Consider the following 16,571-nt stretch of genomic DNA (forward strand, 5'->3'; position numbering starts at 1 on the left):
GGGGCCCGGCCCGGCGGCTGCGACGTACGCAGCCTCCGGGCCGGGCCCCTTCGTATGTCTCAGACCTGCGAGGAGTCCCGGTGCACGGCCGGGCGGCGGCTCGCGATCACCTTGTTCGCCAGCGCCTTCGGGCTGGTCAGGAAGCCGAAGCCCCAGCTCAGGTGCATGGTCGCCAGGGCCACCGGGATCTGCGCACGGGCCTTGATCCCGAGCCCCTTGCCGGCCGGGACGGAACCCGCGGCGATCGCCGCGAAGTAGCCGGCCGGGACGGCGAAGCCGAGGGGGGTGACCGCCACGCCCACGACCACGCCCGCGGCGATCGCGCAGACGAGGGTCGGCGGGGCCAGGTAGCGCAGGTTGATGGAGCCCGAGTGGTAGCGGGCCACCACGTGCCGCCAGCGTCCGTAGTCCTTGTACTGCTTGGCCAGGGCCCGTACGGAGCGCCGCGGGCGGTACTGGACCATCAGCTCCGGCGAGAACCAGATCAGTCCGCCGGCCTCGCGGATGCGGAAGTTCAGCTCCCAGTCCTGGGCGCGGATGAACTCCTCGTTGTAGCCGCCCTGCTGTTCCAGCGCCTCACGGCGGAAGACACCGAGGTAGACGGTCTCGGCCGGGCCGGCCTGGCCGCCGGTGTGGAAGGGTGCGTTGCCGACGCCGATCTTCGAAGTCATCGCCGCGGCGACGGCCTCTTCCCAGGCGTTCTGGCCCTCGGCGTGCATGATGCCGCCGACGTTCTGGGCGCCCGTCTCCTCCAGGAGGCGGACGGCGGTGGCGATGTAGTTCGGCGAAAGCATGCCGTGGCCGTCGACGCGTACCACGATCGGGTGACGCGAGGCCTTGATCGCGGCGTTGAGCGCCGCCGGGGTCCGGCCGGTGGGATTCGGGACGGTGTGGACTCGGGGATCCTCGGCGACGAGTTCGGCGGCGATCTCGTCGGTGCGGTCCGTGGACGGCCCGAGTGCGATCACCACCTCCATCTCGCCCGCATACTCCTGTTCGAGGATGTGGCGGACGGAATCGCGGAGGTAGTGCTCCTCATCGAGCACCGGCATGATCACCGAGACTGCGGGCTGCTGGGCGGGCATGTGGTCCTTCAAGGTCGGGTATCGGTGTCACGTTACCGCGTACGGGGGAACCGGGTGCGCGGCGAGCGACCGGTAAGGACAGCGGCTGATCGTATGGGCCTACTGTCTGTCGCATCAGATGGATCCCGCCCATGTCCCGACCGGTCTCCCTGCTGCCCCCGCGGAGGTGTCCACCGTGCCCCAGCCGCACCGTCCCGCCCGTCCCGCCGGGCCGCCCCCGCCGCAGCGCGCCCGGCGCGGCGCAGGCGCCGGTACCGCCCGGCACCGGGACGGACGACCCCGGTGGGGGGTACGGATCGCGGCCGGGCTCTCGGTGGCGGTACTGGGCTCCGGGGCCGTCGGACATGCCGTGATGACCGGCCTGGACACCGGCATCGAGCGGGTGGACCCGTTCAAGGACATGAAGAACCGCCCGCAGGCCGGACACGGCCTCAACTTCCTGCTGGTGGGCACCGACGGGCGGGAGAAGGTCTCTCCGGAGGAGAAGCGCGAGTACCGCCTGGGCGGGGCGCCCTGCCACTGCACGGACACGATCATGCTGGTGCACCTGTCGGCGGACAAGGAGCGGGCCAGTGTGGTCAGCCTGCCCCGCGACAGCTACGCCGAGGTGCCCGCGCACCGGGACCTCGTCACCGGCAAGGCGCACAAGGCCCACCCCGTACGGCTGAACGCGGCGTACGCGGAGGGCGGGCCCAATCTGACCGTGCGGACCGTGGAGAACATGACCCGGGTGAAGATCGACCACTACCTGGAGGTCGACTTCACCAGCTTCATGAAGACGGTCGACGCGATGGGCGGTGTGGAGATCTGCACCGCCAAGACCATGCGCGACCGCAACACGGGCCTCGACCTGCTGCCGGGCAACCACCGCCTCAGCGGCGGACAGGCCCTGCAGTACGTGCGCTCGCGCCATGTCGACGGGGCCTCCGACCTCGGCCGGATGCAGCGCCAGCAGCGCTTCATCGCCGCCCTGATCAAGCAGGCGACCGGGGGCGGGGTGCTGCTGAACCCGGTGAAGTTCAAGGAGGTCAGCTCCACGCTCCTCGGCTCGGTCCGGGCCGACAGGGGCTTCGGCTCGGAGCAGATGCTGGCCCTCGGGCAGGCGATGCGCGACTTCACGCCGTCCTCCTCGGAGTTCGCCTCGGTGCCCATCGGGAGCCCCTCATTCCCCGTCAAGGGCATCGGATCCACCGTGAAGTGGGACGAGCCGAAGGCGGCCAAGCTGTTCGAGGCGCTGCGCGAGGACCGGCCGCTGGCCCCGGCCCGGCCCGGGAGGACCGGCGGCGGCCCGCCGGCGGCCGTGCCGGTGGACGTGCCCCCGCGCCAGGTCCGCGTCCAGGTGGAGAACGGCACCCGGATCGACGGTCTGGGCGGCCGGGTCGACACCGCGCTGCGCGCCACCGGCTTCGACACCACCCGGGCCCCGGGCAACGGCGCCAGCCGCGAGGTCAAGCGCACGGTGGTCACATACGACCCGCGCTGGGACCGCTCCGCCCGCTCGGTGGCGACCGCGCTGCCGGGCAGCGAGCTGCGTGCGGTGGCGGGCCAGGGCCGGACGGTGGTGGTGATCGCGGGCGCGGACTACCGCAAGGTGGTGCCGGTACGCGCGGAGGATCCGTACCAGGGCACCTTCGGGGTGGTCACCGGCGACCAGGTGGTCTGCGGGAAGTGAGCGGGGCGCGGCCGGCCGGGTGCGGCGTCAGTCGTCGAAGCCCTGGGCCGACCGCTCCTCGCGCAGCGCCATGATCGCCTGGCGGCGGGCGAGCCGGTGGGTGCGGCGGATCTGGGCCTCCTGGTAGCGGCGCTCGTCCTGTTCCGTCTCCGGGAGGACCGGCGGGACCTCCCGGGGCTTGCCGTCGGCGTCCACCGCGGCGAAGACGAGGTAGGCGCTGCCGACCTGGGTGGCGGGGGTGGACTCGTTCCACCGCTCCGCGAGGACCCGTACGCCGATCTCCATGGAGGAGCGGCCGGTCCAGTTGCACTGGGCCTTCACATGGACGAGGTCGCCCACGCGCACGGGCGCGAGGAAGGCCATTTCGTCCATGGAGGCGGTGACCGCCGGGCCGCCGGAGTGACGGCCGGCCACAGCGCCCGCCGCGTCGTCCACCAGCTTCATGATCACGCCGCCGTGCACCGTCCCGAGGAGGTTGGTGTCGTTGGCGGTCATGATGTGGCTGAGGGTCGTCCGGGAGGCTGCGGTCGGCTTCCCGGGCAGCTCGCCCGGTATCTGTGTCATACGGACACCTTAGTTGGGTCATGGAGGCATCAGCTTCGCAACAGCACCGGAACGGAATGCGGACCGGGCTGTCGGAGGACCCGCCCGGGCAGGCATTCTTGGGCGCATGAATGACTGGCCAGAAGGTCGTGACGACGCGTACGGGCGCGGCAGCGCGCAGCCGCAGCCCGAGGGCGTGCAGCGGATGCGGCACATCCAGCGGCAGCCGCAACCGCAGCAACCGCCGCGGCCCGGGCAGCCCCCGCGCCCGCAGCGACCGGCGGGCCCGCCGCCGGCGCACGGCGTACCCCCGCAGCAGGCGGGGAGCCACGACGCGCACGGCGGTTACGACAGCGGCTTCAACACCGGCCAGGTCTACGGGGCACCCGCGGGCGGCGCTCCGGGCGGGCCGGGAGGCCCCGGTGGGCCGTCCGGGCCCGGCCGCCCCGGGAGGGCGCCCGGCCCCGCCCCGGACTGGCGCAAGCGGATCAAGGTCGGCGGGATCGTGCTGGTCTCCGCGCTCCTTGTGACGTCCGTCTCCACCTACTTCTGGGCCGACTCCAAGGTGCGCCGCGAGGTGGACCTCTCCAAGGTCATCGAGCGCCCGAAGGAGGGCGACTGCACGACGTACCTGATCGTGGGCTCCGACAGCCGCGAGGGCATGTCCGCCGAGGAGAAGAAGAAGCTGCACACCGGCTCGGCCGAGGGCAAGCGGACCGACTCGATGATGATCCTGGCGAAGTGCTCCAGCGGGAACACCATGATCTCGCTGCCCCGCGACTCGGACGTGGAGATCCCCTCGTTCGTCGGCTCGCAGTCCGGCAAGAAGTTCCCCGGCCAGGGGCGCCGGGTCAAGCTCAACGCGGCGTACGCGGAGGACGGGCCCGAGCTGCTGGTGCGCACGGTGGAGCACAACACAGGCCTGCGCATCGACCACTACGCGGAGATCGGCTTCGCCGGCTTCGCGAACATCGTGGACGCGCTGGGCGGTGTGGAGCTCGACATCGAGGAGGGCTTCAAGGACGAGAAGTCGGGCGCCGACTTCAAGGCCGGCAAGCAGACCCTCAACGGCGAGCAGTCACTGGCCTTCGTACGGACCCGGTACGCCTTCGCCGAGTCCGACCTCCAGCGGACCAAGAACCAGCAGAAGTTCCTGTCGGCGCTGGCCAGCCAGGCAGCGACCCCCTCGACGATCCTCAACCCGTTCTCGCTCTACCCGATGCTGGGCGCGGGCCTGGACACGCTCATCGTGGACAAGGACATGGGCCTGTACGACATGGGCCAGATGTTCTTCGCGATGAAGGGCGTCAACGGCGGTGACGGCGTGTCGATGAACATGCCGATCTCCGGTCAGCGCGGCGGCAACCTCGTCTGGGACAAGGCGAAGGTGCAGCAGCTGGTGAAGCAGATCCAGAACGACGAGAAGGTCACCGTCCGCGGCAACTGACGGCGGGGAGGGAGCGCGGCCGGGCCGGCCGTGCTCCCTCCCCGGACCGGGATCAGGCGTCCGGGGAGAAGCGGATGGCGGCGGCGGGCAGCTGCGCCTCGCACCAGACGCGGGCGCCGGCGCGCAGTTCGTTGTCGGCTCCCACGGACGCGCCGTCGCCGACGACCGTGCCGTCGAGCACGGTCCGCGCGCCGACCGAGGCGCGGGCCCCGATGAGGCTGGCGTTCACCTGGGCGTCGGGGCCGATGACGGCGTCGTCGAGGACGATCGATCCCTGGACGACCGCTCCGGCACCGATCCGGGCTCCGGCGCCCACCACGGTGCCCCCGGAGAGCTTGGCACCGGCCGCCACCTCGGCTCCGGGCAGGACCAGGGACTCGCCGCGGCGTCCGGGGACGGCCGGGGAGGGGACCACTCCGCGTACGAGGTCGGCGGAGGCCTGGATGATCGACTCGGGCTTGCCGAGGTCCATCCAGTAGGTGTTCTCGGTGACGCCGTGCAGCTTGGCCCCCGCGGCGAGCAGGCCGGGGAAGGTCTCGCGCTCGACGGAGACGGGGCGGCCGGCCGGGATGGAGTCGATGACGCTGCGGCGGAAGACGTAGCAGCCGGCGTTGATCTGGTCGGTGATGAGCTCCTCGGGGGTCTGCGGCTTCTCGGTGAAGGCCAGCACCCGCCCCTCGGAGTCGGTGGGGACCAGACCGAAGGCGCGCGGGTCCTCGACCCGCACCAGGTGCAGGGAGACGTCGGCGTCGGCCGCCTTGTGGGACTCGACCAGGCCGGCGATGTCGAGGCCGGTGAGGATGTCGCCGTTGAAGACGAGCACGGAGGAGTCCGGGCCGCCGGTCAGGCGCCGGCCGGCGTTGCGGATGGCGCCGCCGGTGCCGAGGGGCTCGTCCTCGACCACGTACTCCAGGCTGAGGCCGAATTCGGATCCGTCGCCGAAGTAGGGCTCGAAGACCTCGGCGAGGTAGCAGGTGGCCATCACGATGTGCGTGACACCGGCGGCGGCGGCCCTGGCTATCTGGTGGGCGAGGAACGGGACGCCGGCCGTGGGAACCATCGGCTTGGGCGTGTTCACCGTCACGGGTCGCAGTCGCGTCCCTTGTCCGCCGACCAGCAGGATCGCTTCCGTCATTGCGTTCTCCCCAACCGATTCCGGCGTACGAAGGTCCAAATTTAGCCCATCCGGGGGCGCCCGCAGGCCGGTGCCGGATGTGTCCGCCGGTGCGCTCACCCGCAGGTTCGCTGCACTCGACATGTCATGAAATGACCGCGTTGTTCGCCCGGTCAGGAAGCGAACGGATTGGCGTGGCCCGGCAGTTGCCGACCCGGCTCCAGGAAGCGCTGCCTGCCGTGGTCGTCCGAGACCGGGACGAACCCGGCGTCCGTCAGTCGCCGCGCGATCCGCTGCCGGCGGATCGCACCCAGTTTGAGGCCGCCGCCCAGGAACGCCGCGAGCGCAGCGCCGCCGACCAGCGCGGCGATCGGCATCCCGAGGACGAGCAGCAGGAGGACCATCGCACCGCAGGATCCCCAGGCGAACAGCTTCTGCCGCTTGTTCGCGGCCTCGGCCATCACGTCGAGCATGATCCTGTCCTTGAGGCGGGCCACGGCCTCCTGCGCCTCGGGGAGCGGCTTGACCGTCCCCGGCCGCATTCCCGGCACCGTCCCGCCGTTGCCGGCCTGCGGGTGGGCGGCGATGGTCGCCGCTTCGCGGGCGCGTGACGCGGGGTGCGGGTCCCGGTACATCCGCACCAGGATCTGCATGCCGTTGTGGCCCGTCCGGTACGCCCGGTCGTACGCATAGCCGTACTGCTCGGCGACGTGGGCCAGGGCGGCCACTCGGGCGACCGTCTGTTCCGGGCCGATCTCGACGACGTCCTGGCGGGCGATCTGCCCGAGCATCGCCGATATCTGGCGTTCCGTGAACATGCTTGTTTCCGCCCCACCTGCGCGCCTACGGCTGACAGCCGCACAGCCTAGCCCGCCGCCCCCTGCACGAACGTCCCCCGGCTCCGTGCCGGGGGACTTCGCGTCGCTGCAGGTCAGGTACCCGCTACGGCAGGTTGCGGGCCATGACGATCCGCTGGACCTGGTTGGTGCCCTCGTAGATCTGGGTGATCTTGGCGTCGCGCATCATGCGCTCCACCGGGTAGTCACGGGTGTAGCCGTAACCGCCGAGGAGCTGGACGGCGTCCGTGGTGACCTCCATGGCCACGTCGGAGGCGAAGCACTTGGCCGCGGCGCCGAAGAAGGTCAGGTCCTCCTTCTCACCTCCGGCGGAGACGCGCTCGGACTTGGCGGCGGCCGCGTACGTGAGCTGGCGGGCGGCCTCGATCTTCATGGCCATGTCGGCGAGCATGAACTGCACGCCCTGGAAGTCGCCGATCGGCTTGCCGAACTGCTTGCGCTCCTGGACGTAGCCCTTGGCGTAGTCCAGCGCGCCCTGGGCGATGCCGAGCGCCTGGGCCGCGATGGTGATGCGGGTGTGGTCCAGGGTCTTCATCGCGGTGGCGAAGCCGGTGCCCTCGGCGCCGATCATGCGGTCGGCCGGGATCCGGACGTTGTCGAGGTACACCTCGCGCGTCGGGGAGCCCTTGATGCCGAGCTTCTTCTCCGGGGCGCCGAAGGAGACGCCCTCGTCGGACTTCTCGACGACGAAGGCGCTGATGCCCTTGGAGCGCTTCTCGGGGTCGGTGACGGCCATGACCGTGTAGTACTCGGAGACGCCCGCGTTGGTGATCCAGCGCTTGACGCCGTTGAGCACCCAGAAGTCCCCGTCGCGCACGGCGCGGGTCTTCATGCCGGCGGCGTCGGAGCCCGCGTCCGGCTCGGAGAGCGCGTACGAGAACATCGCGTCGCCCTTGGCGAGCGGGCCCAGGTACTTGGCCTTGAGCTCCTCGGAGCCGGAGAGGATCACCGGGAGGGAGCCGAGCTTGTTCACCGCGGGAATGAGGGAGGAGGAGGCGCAGACGCGGGCCACCTCCTCGATCACGATCACGGTGGCGAGGGCGTCGGCGCCCGCACCGCCGTAGGTCTCGGGCACGTGGACCGCGTGCAGGTCGCTGGCGACCAGGGCGTCCAGGGCCTCCTGCGGGAAGCGGGACTCCTCGTCGACCGCGGCCGCGAACGGCAGGATCTTCGCCTCGGCGAGCGAGCGGACCGACTCGCGGAGCATGTCGTGCTCCTCGGCCGGGCGGTACAGGTCGAAGTCGGCAGAACCCGCCAAGATCTCTCACTCCCCAGGGTGATGCGTGATGCTAACTACCGTTAAGTAACCCAAGCTTAGTGGGCCGGTCACGGATGGCGATATGGACGGCCCACGTGAGTTGCGTGACAGCGGGGCACTCCTGGGGAACGTCCCCGCCGGTGGGCCCGACTATGCTCAGTGGCCGCAAACGGCCCCGCACCTCTGGAGCACCCATGGCCCCCCTCAGGATCACTGTGATCGGCACCGGCTACCTCGGCGCCACCCACGCCGCGGCGATGGCGGAGCTGGGCTTCGAGGTGCTGGGGCTGGACGTGGTGCCGGAGAAGATCGAGATGCTCGCCTCCGGCCGGGTCCCCATGTACGAGCCCGGGCTGGAGGAACTGCTGGCCCAGCACGTGGCCGGACTGCCCGGCTCGACGGGACGGCTGCGGTTCACCACCTCCTGGGAGGAGGTCGGCGCATTCGGCGACGTCCACTTCGTCTGCGTGAACACTCCGCAGAAGCACGGCGAGTACGCGTGCGACATGTCCTACGTCGACTCCGCGATGGCCTCCCTGGCCCCGCACCTGACCCGGCCGGTGCTGGTCGTCGGCAAGTCCACGGTCCCGGTGGGATCGGCGCAGCGGCTGGCGGCGAAGCTCACCGAGCTGGCCCCGGCGGGCTCGGACGTGGAGCTGGCCTGGAACCCGGAGTTCCTGCGGGAGGGCTTCGCCGTGCAGGACACCCTGCACCCCGACCGGATCGTGATCGGCGTCCAGGGCGAGCGCGGCGAGAAGCTGCTGCGGGAGGTGTACGAGACTCCGATGGCGGAGGGGACCCCGCTGGTCGTCACCGACTTCCCGACGGCCGAGCTGGTCAAGACCGCCGCCAACTCCTTCCTCGCCACCAAGATCTCCTTCATCAACGCGATGGCGGAGGTGTGCGAGGCGGCCGGCGGCGACGTGGTCAAGCTGGCCGAGGCCATCGGCTACGACGAGCGGATCGGCGCGAAGTTCCTGCGCGCCGGGATCGGCTTCGGCGGCGGCTGCCTGCCCAAGGACATCCGGGCCTTCATGGCGCGCGCCGGTGAGCTGGGCGCCGACCAGGCGCTGACCTTCCTGCGCGAGGTCGACTCCATCAACATGCGGCGCCGCGGGCACATGGTCGAACTGGCCCGGGAGGCCGTGGGCGGCTCGTTCCTCGGCAAGCGGGTCGCCGTGCTCGGCGCCACCTTCAAGCCGGACTCGGACGACGTCCGCGACTCCCCCGCGCTGAACGTGGCCGGGCAGATCCACCTCCAGGGCGGCCAGGTCACCGTCTACGACCCCAAGGGCATGGACAACGCCCGCCGCGTCTTCCCGACCCTCGGCTACGCGGACTCCGCGCTGGCGGCGGCCCGGGGCGCGGAGGTCGTCCTCCACCTCACCGAGTGGCGCGAGTTCCGCAACCTCGACCCGGCGGAGCTCGCCGGTGTGGTCACCGACCGCCTCGTGCTGGACGGCCGCAACGCGCTGGACCCGGTGCGGTGGCGTGCCGCGGGCTGGACCTACCGGGCGATGGGTCGCCCGCGCGCGTAGCCCTCCGGCCGGGCGGGGGTGCGGATCACGGGTGCCGTTGCGGGGGCGCTGCCCCCGGGCCCCCGCGCCTCAAACGCCGGCGGGGCTGAATCAGCGGCGGTGCCCGGCCGCGCGCGCGGTGAATTCCGCGTCGCGGACCACGCGCTGGGCGTTGCCCCAGGTCAGCAGGGCCACCTCGGACTCCGGCCAGCCGCGCTCCAGCAGCTCCGCGATCAGCCGCGGGTAGCCCGAGGGGTCGGTCAGGCCCGTCGGGCGAGGGTGGCCCGGGCCGGTGCCGAAGGTGGCTCCGAGTCCGACGCCGTGCGGGCCCGCGATGGCCCGTACGTGGTCGAGGTGGTCCGCCACCGCGTGCAGGGAGTCGCCCGTGCGCGCGGTGTCGAAGGTGACCATCGCGAGGCCGTTCGCCTCCCGCAGCGCGGCGAGGACCTCATCGGTCACGTTCCCCGGATGCGGGTTCAGCGAGGCCGCCGCCGTGTTCGAGATGATCACCGGCGCCTTGGAGGCCCCCGCGAGCCGGCAGGCCACCGCCGGCGGGCAGTCCGTGAGGTCCAGCAGGATCGCCAGCCGGTTCGCCTCGCGGACCACCTCGTGGCCGAAGGCCGTCAGCTCCTCCTGGGCCCAGGGCGCTCCCGCCGGCGCGAGGCTCCGTACGCCCAGCGCGTGGAAGGCGCGCAGCGCGCCCAGGGAGTCGGTCAGCGTGCTGCCGGGCACCGGGCCGAGGAACGAGGCGATCCGGCCGCGGTTGCGGGCGTCCGCCATGTCGTCGGCGCTGAGCGCCAGGCACAGGCTGTCGGGGTAGCGGCGCATCAGGGTCAGCGCCGTGTCGATCTGGTCCAGCGTGTCGGAGAGCACCTGGTCGCCGGTGGCGTTCTCGTGCGCCCGCGCCGACGGCACGAGCAGGGACCAGAACTGGGCCCCCACTCCCCCGGCGCGCAGCCTGGGGATGTCGGTGTCCACGCCCGTGTCCGAGGTCTCGATGTCGTGGTACGGGCGCTGGTTCAGGGTCCAGACCAGGGTGTTGCACCCGTCGGCCACGGGATGGACGGCCAGCAGCGCGACGGCCCGGTCGAGGGCGCCCGCCGCCACCGCTGCTGCGGGTGCGGGGAGGTCTTCGGCTCCGATGCCCACGGAGTGGGGTTCATCCTGCAGGTCGGCCATGGCGTTCGCTCCGGTCTCGGCGGCAGCAGGGAGAGGTGGTGCCACCGTGACACGCGGGACGGCAGGGCCGCCCGGCGGACGCAGCGTTCGAGTGAACCCGCAGGTCACACCCTGTTACCGCATCCGCCGGACACCGCGTCCGCTACCGGATCACCGCGTTCGACGGGCCCCGGGACGACGACAGGTCGCGGGCCACCGACTCCGCGTCGCGCAGCACCCGCACCGCGTTCGACCAGGTCAGCTTCGCCAGGTCGGGCCGGGACCAGCCGCGCGTGAGCAGCTCGGCGACCAGGTTGGGGTAGCCCGCCACGTCGTCCAGGCCGGACGGGGTGAAGGCCGTGCCGTCGTAGTCGCCGCCGATGCCGATGTGGTCGATGCCGGCCACCTCGCGCATGTGGTCCAGGTGGTCGGCGACCGTCGCGGCCGTGGCCACCGGGCGCGGGCGCTCCGCCTCGAAGGCCCGGTGCAGGGCCATCGCCTCGGGGGTGGTGTCCAGGTGGTGGAAACCGTGCGCCCGCAGGTTCTCGTCCGCGGCCAGGGTCCACTCGACCGCCGCCGGGAGGATGAACTTCGGTACGAAGGTGGCCATCGCCACCCCGCCGTTGCCCGGCAGCGTCGCCAGCACGTCGTCGGGGATGTTGCGCGGGTGGTCGCAGACCGCCCGCGCCGAGGAGTGCGAGAAGACCACCGGCGCGGCCGAGACCGCGATCGCGTCGCGCATCGTCGTCGCGGCGACGTGCGAGAGGTCCACCAGCATGCCCACGCGGTTCATCTCGCGGACGACCTCGCGGCCGAAGTCGGTCAGACCGCCGTGCCGGGGCTCGTCGGTCGCCGAGTCCGCCCAGTCGATCGTGTCGTTGTGCGTGAGCGTCATGTACCGCACGCCCAGCCGGTGCAGGGCGCGCAGGGTGGCGAGCGAATTGTTGATGGAGTGGCCGCCCTCGGCGCCCATCAGCGAGGCGATCCGGCCGTCGGCGCGGGCCGCCTCCATGTCGTCCGCCGTCAGTGCCCGCACCAGGTCGCCGGGATAACGGTCGATCAGCTGGGCGACGACGTCGATCTGCTCCAGGGTGGCGCTGACCGCCTCGTCGCCGGCGTAGTCGGAGCGTACGTAGACGGACCAGAACTGCGCGCCGACCCCGCCGGCGCGCAGCCGGGGGATGTCGGTGTGCAGGTGGGCGGACTGGTCGCCCGCGATGTCGCGTTGCGCCAGGTCGTAGCGCACCTGCTGACGCAGCGCCCAGGGCAGGTCGTTGTGGCCGTCCACGACGGGGTGCTCGGCCAGCAGTTCGCGCGCCTCGTCCAGACGCTGCGCCGCGCTCACTTGCCGAATCCGAAGGACTCCGCGTTCGCGACCTTCGTCCGCAGCCGCTTGCCCTTCTCGGTGGCCTGGTCGTTCAGCTCCTGCTGGAAGTCACGCATCCGGGCCAGCAGCTCCGTGTCGTGGGCGGCCAGCATCCGTACGGCCAGCAGTCCCGCGTTGCGCGCCCCGGCGACCGAGACGGTGGCGACGGGAACACCGGCGGGCATCTGGACGATCGACATCAGCGAGTCCATGCCGTCGAGGTACTTCAGCGGCACCGGGACGCCGATGACCGGCAGCGGGGTGACCGAGGCGAGCATGCCGGGCAGGTGGGCGGCTCCGCCCGCGCCCGCGATGATCGCCTTCAGTCCGCGGTCGGCGGCCCGCTCCCCGTACGTGATCATCTCGCGCGGCATTCGGTGGGCGGAGACGACGTCGACCTCGTAGGGGATCTCGAACTCGTCCAGGGCCTGGGCGGCCGCCTCCATGACGGGCCAGTCCGAGTCGGAGCCCATGACGATGCCGATGACGGGGCCTGCGGAGGTGGTGCTCATGCGGTGATCGTTCCCCTGAGGTAGCCGGCTGCGTGGCGTGCGCGTTCCAGCACATCGTCCAGATCGTCGCCGTAGGTGTTGACGTGGCCGACCTTGCGGCCGTGTTTCACGTCCTTGCCGTACATGTGGATCTTCAGCTGGGGGTCGTGGGCCATGCAGTGCAGGTACGCCGCGTACATGTCGGGGTAGTCCCCGCCCAGCACGTTCGCCATGACCGTCCACCGGGCTCGGGGGCGCGGGTCGCCGAGCGGGAGGTCGAGGACCGCCCGCACGTGGTTGGCGAACTGGGAGGTGACGGCGCCGTCCTGGGTCCAGTGACCGCTGTTGTGCGGGCGCATCGCCAGCTCGTTGACCAGGATCCGGCCGTCGGTGGTCTCGAACAGCTCCACGGCCAGGTGGCCGGTCACGTCGAGTTCCTTGGCGATGCGCAGGGCGAGGGCCTGGGCCTCGCCCGCGAGGGCCTCCGAGAGGTTCGGGGCCGGGGCGATCACCGTGTCGCAGACCCCGTCCACCTGGACGGACTCCACGACGGGATAGGCGACCGCCTGTCCGTGCGGGGAGCGGACGATGTTGGCCGCGAGTTCGCGGACGTACTCGACCTTCTCCTCCGCGAGGACGGGGACGCCCGCCTTGAAGGGGGCTGCCGCGTCCTCGGGGGTGCGGACGAACCACACCCCCTTGCCGTCGTACCCGCCCCGCACGGTCTTGAGGATGACGGGGAACCCGCCCACCTCGTCCGCGAAGGCGGTCACGTCGTCCGGATCGCTCACGATCCGGTGCCGGGGGCTGGGCGCGCCGATCTCGTCGAGCTTGGCGCGCATCACCCCCTTGTCCTGGGCGTGTACCAAAGCATCGGGCCCCGGGCGGACGGGGATGCCGTCCGCTTCCAGGGCCCGCAGGTGCTCCATGGGTACATGCTCGTGGTCGAAGGTGATCACGTCACAGCCGCGCGCGAAGGCGCGCAACGTCTCCAGGTCGCGATAGTCGCCGATGACGACATCGCTCACGACCTGGGCCGCAGAGTCCTGCGGGCTGTCACTGAGGAGCTTGAATCTGATGCCGAGGGGGATACCCGCCTCGTGGGTCATGCGGGCGAGCTGACCGCCGCCGACCATGCCGACTACCGGGAACGTCACTCCTCCAGGGTATCCGCCGGTATTCGGCCACCGGGACCCGCCCGGGACGCGACCCCGGCCCGATCCGTGCGTGTGCCGTGCGTCGCACGGTGCCGGAAGGCACAGACGGAGCGCCGGGGGGAGACTTAGAGTGGTTGGGTTGACGGAGAACACCGGACGCCCCGTAAGCGGGCGGTGACCGACAGGACTGACCTACTGATGAGCACGCCGGGCGGATCTGTCCTCGAACGTGTACGTGGCCTCGTGCGAGAGGTCGCCAAGTTCGGGGCGGTCGGCGGTCTGGGCGTCCTGGTCAACCTGGGTGTCTTCAACCTGATCCGCAACACGACCGACCTCCAGGTGGTCCGCGCGAGCGTGATAGCCACCGTCGTCGCCATCGCCACGAACTACATCGGCTTCCGCTACTTCGCCTACCGCGACCGCGCCAAGAGCGGCCGCACCCGCGAGCTCGCCCTGTTCGCCGTGTTCAGCGGGATCGGGCTGGTCATCGAGAGCGGTGTGCTCTACACCGCCACCTACGGCTTCGGCTGGGACGGCCCCGTCGCGAGCAACGTGTTCAAGTTCATCGGCATCGGGACCGCCACCGTGTTCCGCTTCTGGTCGTACCGGACCTGGGTCTTCAGGGCCCTGCCCGCGCCGGTCGAGGCCACCGAGCCGATGCCGGATCCCGCGCCGCTGCCGAAGCCGGAGCGCCGGCCGGAGCCGCTGCCCGAGCCGGCCCCCGCGAACAACTAGCTCCCTCTCGCCGCTCCTCAGCGCACCGTCGTCTGCGGTTCGGCCGGTTCCGGCGCGGTCCGGCTGAGGAACAGCGCGAACACCGGCGGCTGCGTCTGGAGCAGCTCCAGACGTCCGCCGTCCGCCTCCGCGAGGTCCCGGGCCACCGCGAGCCCGATGCCGGTGGAATTGCGACCGCTGATGGCCCGCTCGAAGATCCGGTTCCCGAGGTCCGGCGGAACGCCCGGCCCCTCGTCCGTGACCTCCAGCACCGCCTGGTTGCCGACCACCCGGGTGCGCAGCGCGACCGTGCCGCCACCGTGCATGAGGGCGTTCTCCACGAGGGTGGCCAGCACCTGCGAGACCGCGCCCGGGGTGCCGACGGCCCGTACGCCCTGCTTCCCGGAGCGGACGATGGCCCGGCCCGCGCTGCGGTAGGCCGGCCGCCACTCCTCCACCTGCTGTTTGACGACCTCGTCCAGGTCGAAGGGGACCGCCGAGCCGGTCCGCGGGTCCCGCGAGTTCGTGAGCAGCCGCTGCACGACGTCCGTGAGCCGCTCCACCTGGGTCAGGGCGATCGTCGCCTCCTCCCGTACGGTCTCCAGGTCGTCGGTCACCGTGATCTCCTCCAGCCGCATGGAGAGCGCGGTGAGCGGGGTGCGCAGCTGGTGGGAGGCGTCCGCGGCCAGGCGCCGCTCGGCCGTCAGCATCCGGCCGATCCGCTCGGCGCTGGAGTCCAGCACGTCCGCGACCCGGTCGAGCTCGGGGACCCCGTAACGCTTGTGCCGGGGCCGCGGATCGCCCGATCCGAGCCGCTCGGCCGTCTCGGCCAGGTCGGTGAGCGGGGAGGCGAGCCGGTTGGCCTGGCGTACGGCGAGCAGTACGGCCGCCACGACGGCCAGCAGGGCCACCGCGCCGACCACGGCCAGGGTCCGGCCGACCTCGCGGGTCACGATGGAGCGGGACTCCTCGACGACCACGACCTCGCCCTGCTCCCCGCGGGCGACGCCGCGGATGACGCTGTCCGGGATCGGGGTGCCCACCTGCACGGCCTGCTGGCCGGGGATGGTGATCCGCGCGTAGTGGCCGGCGTCCAGCTGCTCGCCGAGGGCCACGGGGTCGATCGGCTTCTTCTCCAGGACGTTCGCCTCGACGATGCCCACGAGCCGCAGCGCCTCGGACTCGATGCGGTCCTGGGCGCTGCTGGTGATCGTCCTGGTCTCCACGATGACGAGGGAGACCCCGAAGACGGCGATCACGACGAGCACCACGGCGAGCGTGGAGTTGATCAGGCGGCGGCGCATGCCCTAGAGCATGCCCCAGGAGGGGCCGCGGGAGGCGGCCCGCTCCCGTCAGCTCTTCTCGAAGCGGAAACCGACGCCCCGCACGGTGGCGATGTAGCGGGGGTTGGCGGCGTCGTCCCCGAGCTTCTTGCGCAGCCAGGAGATGTGCATGTCGAGGGTCTTGGTGGAGGACCACCAGGTGGTGTCCCAGACCTCGCGCATGAGCTGGTCGCGGGTGACGACCCGGCCCGCGTCGCGGACCAGGACCCTCAGCAGGTCGAACTCCTTGGCCGTGAGCTGGAGCTCCTCCTCCCCCATCCAGGCGCGGTGCGACTCGACGTCGATCCGCACGCCGTGGGTGGCGGGGGGCTGGAGGGCCTCGGTTGCCCCGCGCCGGAGCAGGGCCCGGACCCGGGCGAGCAGCTCTGCCAGGCGGAAGGGCTTGGTCACGTAGTCGTCGGCGCCCGCGTCCAGGCCGACGACCGTGTCGACCTCGTCCGCGCGGGCGGTGAGGACCAGGATCGGGAAACCGTGGCCCTCGGCGCGCAGTCGGCGGGCGACCTCCAGGCCGTCCATGCCCGGCAGGCCCAGGTCGAGGACGACGAGGTCGACGCCGCCCTGCAGTCCCGCGTCCAGAGCGGTGGGGCCGTCCTCCCGGACCTCGACCTCGTACCCCTCCCGGCGCAGAGCGCGGGCCAGGGGCTCCGAGATGGATGCGTCGTCCTCGGCGAGCAGTACACGCGTCATGTGGGTGATGGTAGTCCGCGGCGGCTGGATCCAGGGGCCCGCCCGCAGACCCCTCTCGATCTGGGCTTATGAACGACTGAGCGCCTTCGAATATGGTCGAACGGTTCCCGACGCGCCTTGTGATCCATCTCTCAAGTCCTTTTAAATGCCACAGTGTCGTGT

At 71.6% G+C, this 16,571-nt stretch carries 15 protein-coding genes; 4 read left to right on the forward strand and 11 right to left on the reverse strand.

Features of this window, described 5'->3' with window-relative positions; all coding sequences use genetic code 11:
- Positions 1-59: 59 nt before the first annotated feature.
- Complete coding sequence (locus IE257_RS21660; RefSeq protein WP_189971087.1) at positions 60-1,085, reverse strand: glycosyltransferase family 2 protein; 1,026 nt, start codon at positions 1,083-1,085, stop codon at positions 60-62.
- Between the two features lie 118 nt (positions 1,086-1,203).
- Here IE257_RS21660 and IE257_RS21665 point away from each other — a divergent pair, with 118 nt between their 5' ends.
- Positions 1,204-2,757, forward strand: coding sequence for an LCP family protein (locus IE257_RS21665; protein WP_189971089.1), 1,554 nt, complete (start codon positions 1,204-1,206; stop codon positions 2,755-2,757).
- Positions 2,758-2,784: 27 nt separating this feature from the next.
- On the opposite strand, the gene IE257_RS21670 is transcribed toward IE257_RS21665, so the two are convergent.
- The gene (locus IE257_RS21670; RefSeq protein WP_052875169.1) at positions 2,785-3,321 is read right to left on the reverse strand and encodes an acyl-CoA thioesterase; all 537 of its coding nucleotides are present in this window, start codon (positions 3,319-3,321) and stop codon (positions 2,785-2,787) included.
- 106 nt (positions 3,322-3,427) lie between these two features.
- Between IE257_RS21670 and IE257_RS21675 the strand changes: the two genes are divergently transcribed.
- The gene (locus IE257_RS21675; protein WP_189971091.1) at positions 3,428-4,747 is read left to right on the forward strand and encodes an LCP family protein; all 1,320 of its coding nucleotides are present in this window, start codon (positions 3,428-3,430) and stop codon (positions 4,745-4,747) included.
- Positions 4,748-4,799: 52 nt separating this feature from the next.
- On the opposite strand, the gene manB is transcribed toward IE257_RS21675, so the two are convergent.
- The 3 genes from manB to IE257_RS21690 all read right to left on the reverse strand — a co-directional run bounded on the left by manB (position 4,800) and on the right by IE257_RS21690 (position 7,976).
- Positions 4,800-5,882 (reverse strand): mannose-1-phosphate guanylyltransferase, encoded by a 1,083-nt coding sequence (gene manB, locus IE257_RS21680; RefSeq protein ID WP_189971093.1) that lies wholly within the window; start codon positions 5,880-5,882, stop codon positions 4,800-4,802.
- Positions 5,883-6,034: 152 nt separating this feature from the next.
- Complete coding sequence (locus IE257_RS21685; RefSeq protein ID WP_189971095.1) at positions 6,035-6,679, reverse strand: hypothetical protein; 645 nt, start codon at positions 6,677-6,679, stop codon at positions 6,035-6,037.
- A 124-nt stretch (positions 6,680-6,803) separates the two neighbouring features.
- On the reverse strand, positions 6,804-7,976 hold the full coding sequence (locus IE257_RS21690) for an acyl-CoA dehydrogenase family protein (RefSeq protein ID WP_189971097.1): 1,173 nt from the start codon (positions 7,974-7,976) through the stop codon (positions 6,804-6,806).
- Between the two features lie 194 nt (positions 7,977-8,170).
- Between IE257_RS21690 and IE257_RS21695 the strand changes: the two genes are divergently transcribed.
- The gene (locus IE257_RS21695) at positions 8,171-9,514 is read left to right on the forward strand and encodes a UDP-glucose dehydrogenase family protein (RefSeq protein WP_189971099.1); all 1,344 of its coding nucleotides are present in this window, start codon (positions 8,171-8,173) and stop codon (positions 9,512-9,514) included.
- A gap of 90 nt (positions 9,515-9,604) precedes the next feature.
- Here IE257_RS21695 and IE257_RS21700 read toward each other — a convergent pair whose 3' ends face one another.
- The 4 genes from IE257_RS21700 to IE257_RS21715 all read right to left on the reverse strand — a co-directional run bounded on the left by IE257_RS21700 (position 9,605) and on the right by IE257_RS21715 (position 13,665).
- Positions 9,605-10,672, reverse strand: a complete 1,068-nt coding sequence (locus tag IE257_RS21700; protein ID WP_189971101.1) for a membrane dipeptidase — start codon at positions 10,670-10,672, stop codon at positions 9,605-9,607.
- Positions 10,673-10,814: 142 nt separating this feature from the next.
- Positions 10,815-11,996, reverse strand: a complete 1,182-nt coding sequence (locus tag IE257_RS21705; protein ID WP_189971103.1) for a dipeptidase — start codon at positions 11,994-11,996, stop codon at positions 10,815-10,817.
- Positions 11,993-12,529, reverse strand: a complete 537-nt coding sequence (gene purE, locus IE257_RS21710) for a 5-(carboxyamino)imidazole ribonucleotide mutase (RefSeq protein WP_030387011.1) — start codon at positions 12,527-12,529, stop codon at positions 11,993-11,995. The genes IE257_RS21705 and purE overlap by 4 nt, the downstream gene beginning before the upstream one ends.
- The gene (locus IE257_RS21715) at positions 12,526-13,665 is read right to left on the reverse strand and encodes a 5-(carboxyamino)imidazole ribonucleotide synthase (RefSeq protein WP_189971105.1); all 1,140 of its coding nucleotides are present in this window, start codon (positions 13,663-13,665) and stop codon (positions 12,526-12,528) included. The genes purE and IE257_RS21715 overlap by 4 nt, the downstream gene beginning before the upstream one ends.
- A gap of 198 nt (positions 13,666-13,863) precedes the next feature.
- Here IE257_RS21715 and IE257_RS21720 point away from each other — a divergent pair, with 198 nt between their 5' ends.
- Positions 13,864-14,400: a GtrA family protein gene (locus tag IE257_RS21720; protein WP_189971107.1), complete on the forward strand. Its 537-nt coding sequence runs from the start codon at positions 13,864-13,866 to the stop codon at positions 14,398-14,400.
- A 17-nt stretch (positions 14,401-14,417) separates the two neighbouring features.
- On the opposite strand, the gene IE257_RS21725 is transcribed toward IE257_RS21720, so the two are convergent.
- Together IE257_RS21725 and IE257_RS21730 are read right to left on the reverse strand one after the other, a co-directional pair.
- Positions 14,418-15,683, reverse strand: a complete 1,266-nt coding sequence (locus tag IE257_RS21725) for a sensor histidine kinase (RefSeq protein WP_189971109.1) — start codon at positions 15,681-15,683, stop codon at positions 14,418-14,420.
- Positions 15,684-15,731: 48 nt separating this feature from the next.
- Entirely contained in the window at positions 15,732-16,409 is a 678-nt protein-coding gene (locus tag IE257_RS21730) for a response regulator transcription factor (RefSeq protein WP_030724697.1), read from the reverse strand.
- Positions 16,410-16,571 lie beyond the last annotated feature (162 nt).

Origin of the sequence: Streptomyces avidinii (genome assembly GCF_014650695.1) — a bacterium.
Taxonomy (GTDB): domain Bacteria; phylum Actinomycetota; class Actinomycetes; order Streptomycetales; family Streptomycetaceae; genus Streptomyces; species Streptomyces avidinii.

Bases quoted from the DNA above. Each gene is read 5' to 3' on its own strand.
- manB (WP_189971093.1), bottom strand. From the start codon at position 5,882: ATGACGGAAGCGATCCTGCTGGTCGGCGGACAAGGGACGCGACTGCGA.
- IE257_RS21670 (WP_052875169.1), bottom strand. From the start codon at position 3,321: ATGACACAGATACCGGGCGAGCTGCCCGGGAAGCCGACCGCAGCCTCC.
- IE257_RS21730 (WP_030724697.1), bottom strand. From the start codon at position 16,409: ATGACGCGTGTACTGCTCGCCGAGGACGACGCATCCATCTCGGAGCCC.
- purE (WP_030387011.1), bottom strand. From the start codon at position 12,529: ATGAGCACCACCTCCGCAGGCCCCGTCATCGGCATCGTCATGGGCTCC.
- IE257_RS21695 (WP_189971099.1), top strand. From the start codon at position 8,171: ATGGCCCCCCTCAGGATCACTGTGATCGGCACCGGCTACCTCGGCGCC.
- IE257_RS21675 (WP_189971091.1), top strand. From the start codon at position 3,428: ATGAATGACTGGCCAGAAGGTCGTGACGACGCGTACGGGCGCGGCAGC.
- IE257_RS21685 (WP_189971095.1), bottom strand. From the start codon at position 6,679: ATGTTCACGGAACGCCAGATATCGGCGATGCTCGGGCAGATCGCCCGC.
- IE257_RS21725 (WP_189971109.1), bottom strand. From the start codon at position 15,683: ATGCGCCGCCGCCTGATCAACTCCACGCTCGCCGTGGTGCTCGTCGTG.
- IE257_RS21720 (WP_189971107.1), top strand. From the start codon at position 13,864: ATGAGCACGCCGGGCGGATCTGTCCTCGAACGTGTACGTGGCCTCGTG.
- IE257_RS21660 (WP_189971087.1), bottom strand. From the start codon at position 1,085: ATGCCCGCCCAGCAGCCCGCAGTCTCGGTGATCATGCCGGTGCTCGAT.
- IE257_RS21700 (WP_189971101.1), bottom strand. From the start codon at position 10,672: ATGGCCGACCTGCAGGATGAACCCCACTCCGTGGGCATCGGAGCCGAA.
- IE257_RS21665 (WP_189971089.1), top strand. From the start codon at position 1,204: ATGGATCCCGCCCATGTCCCGACCGGTCTCCCTGCTGCCCCCGCGGAG.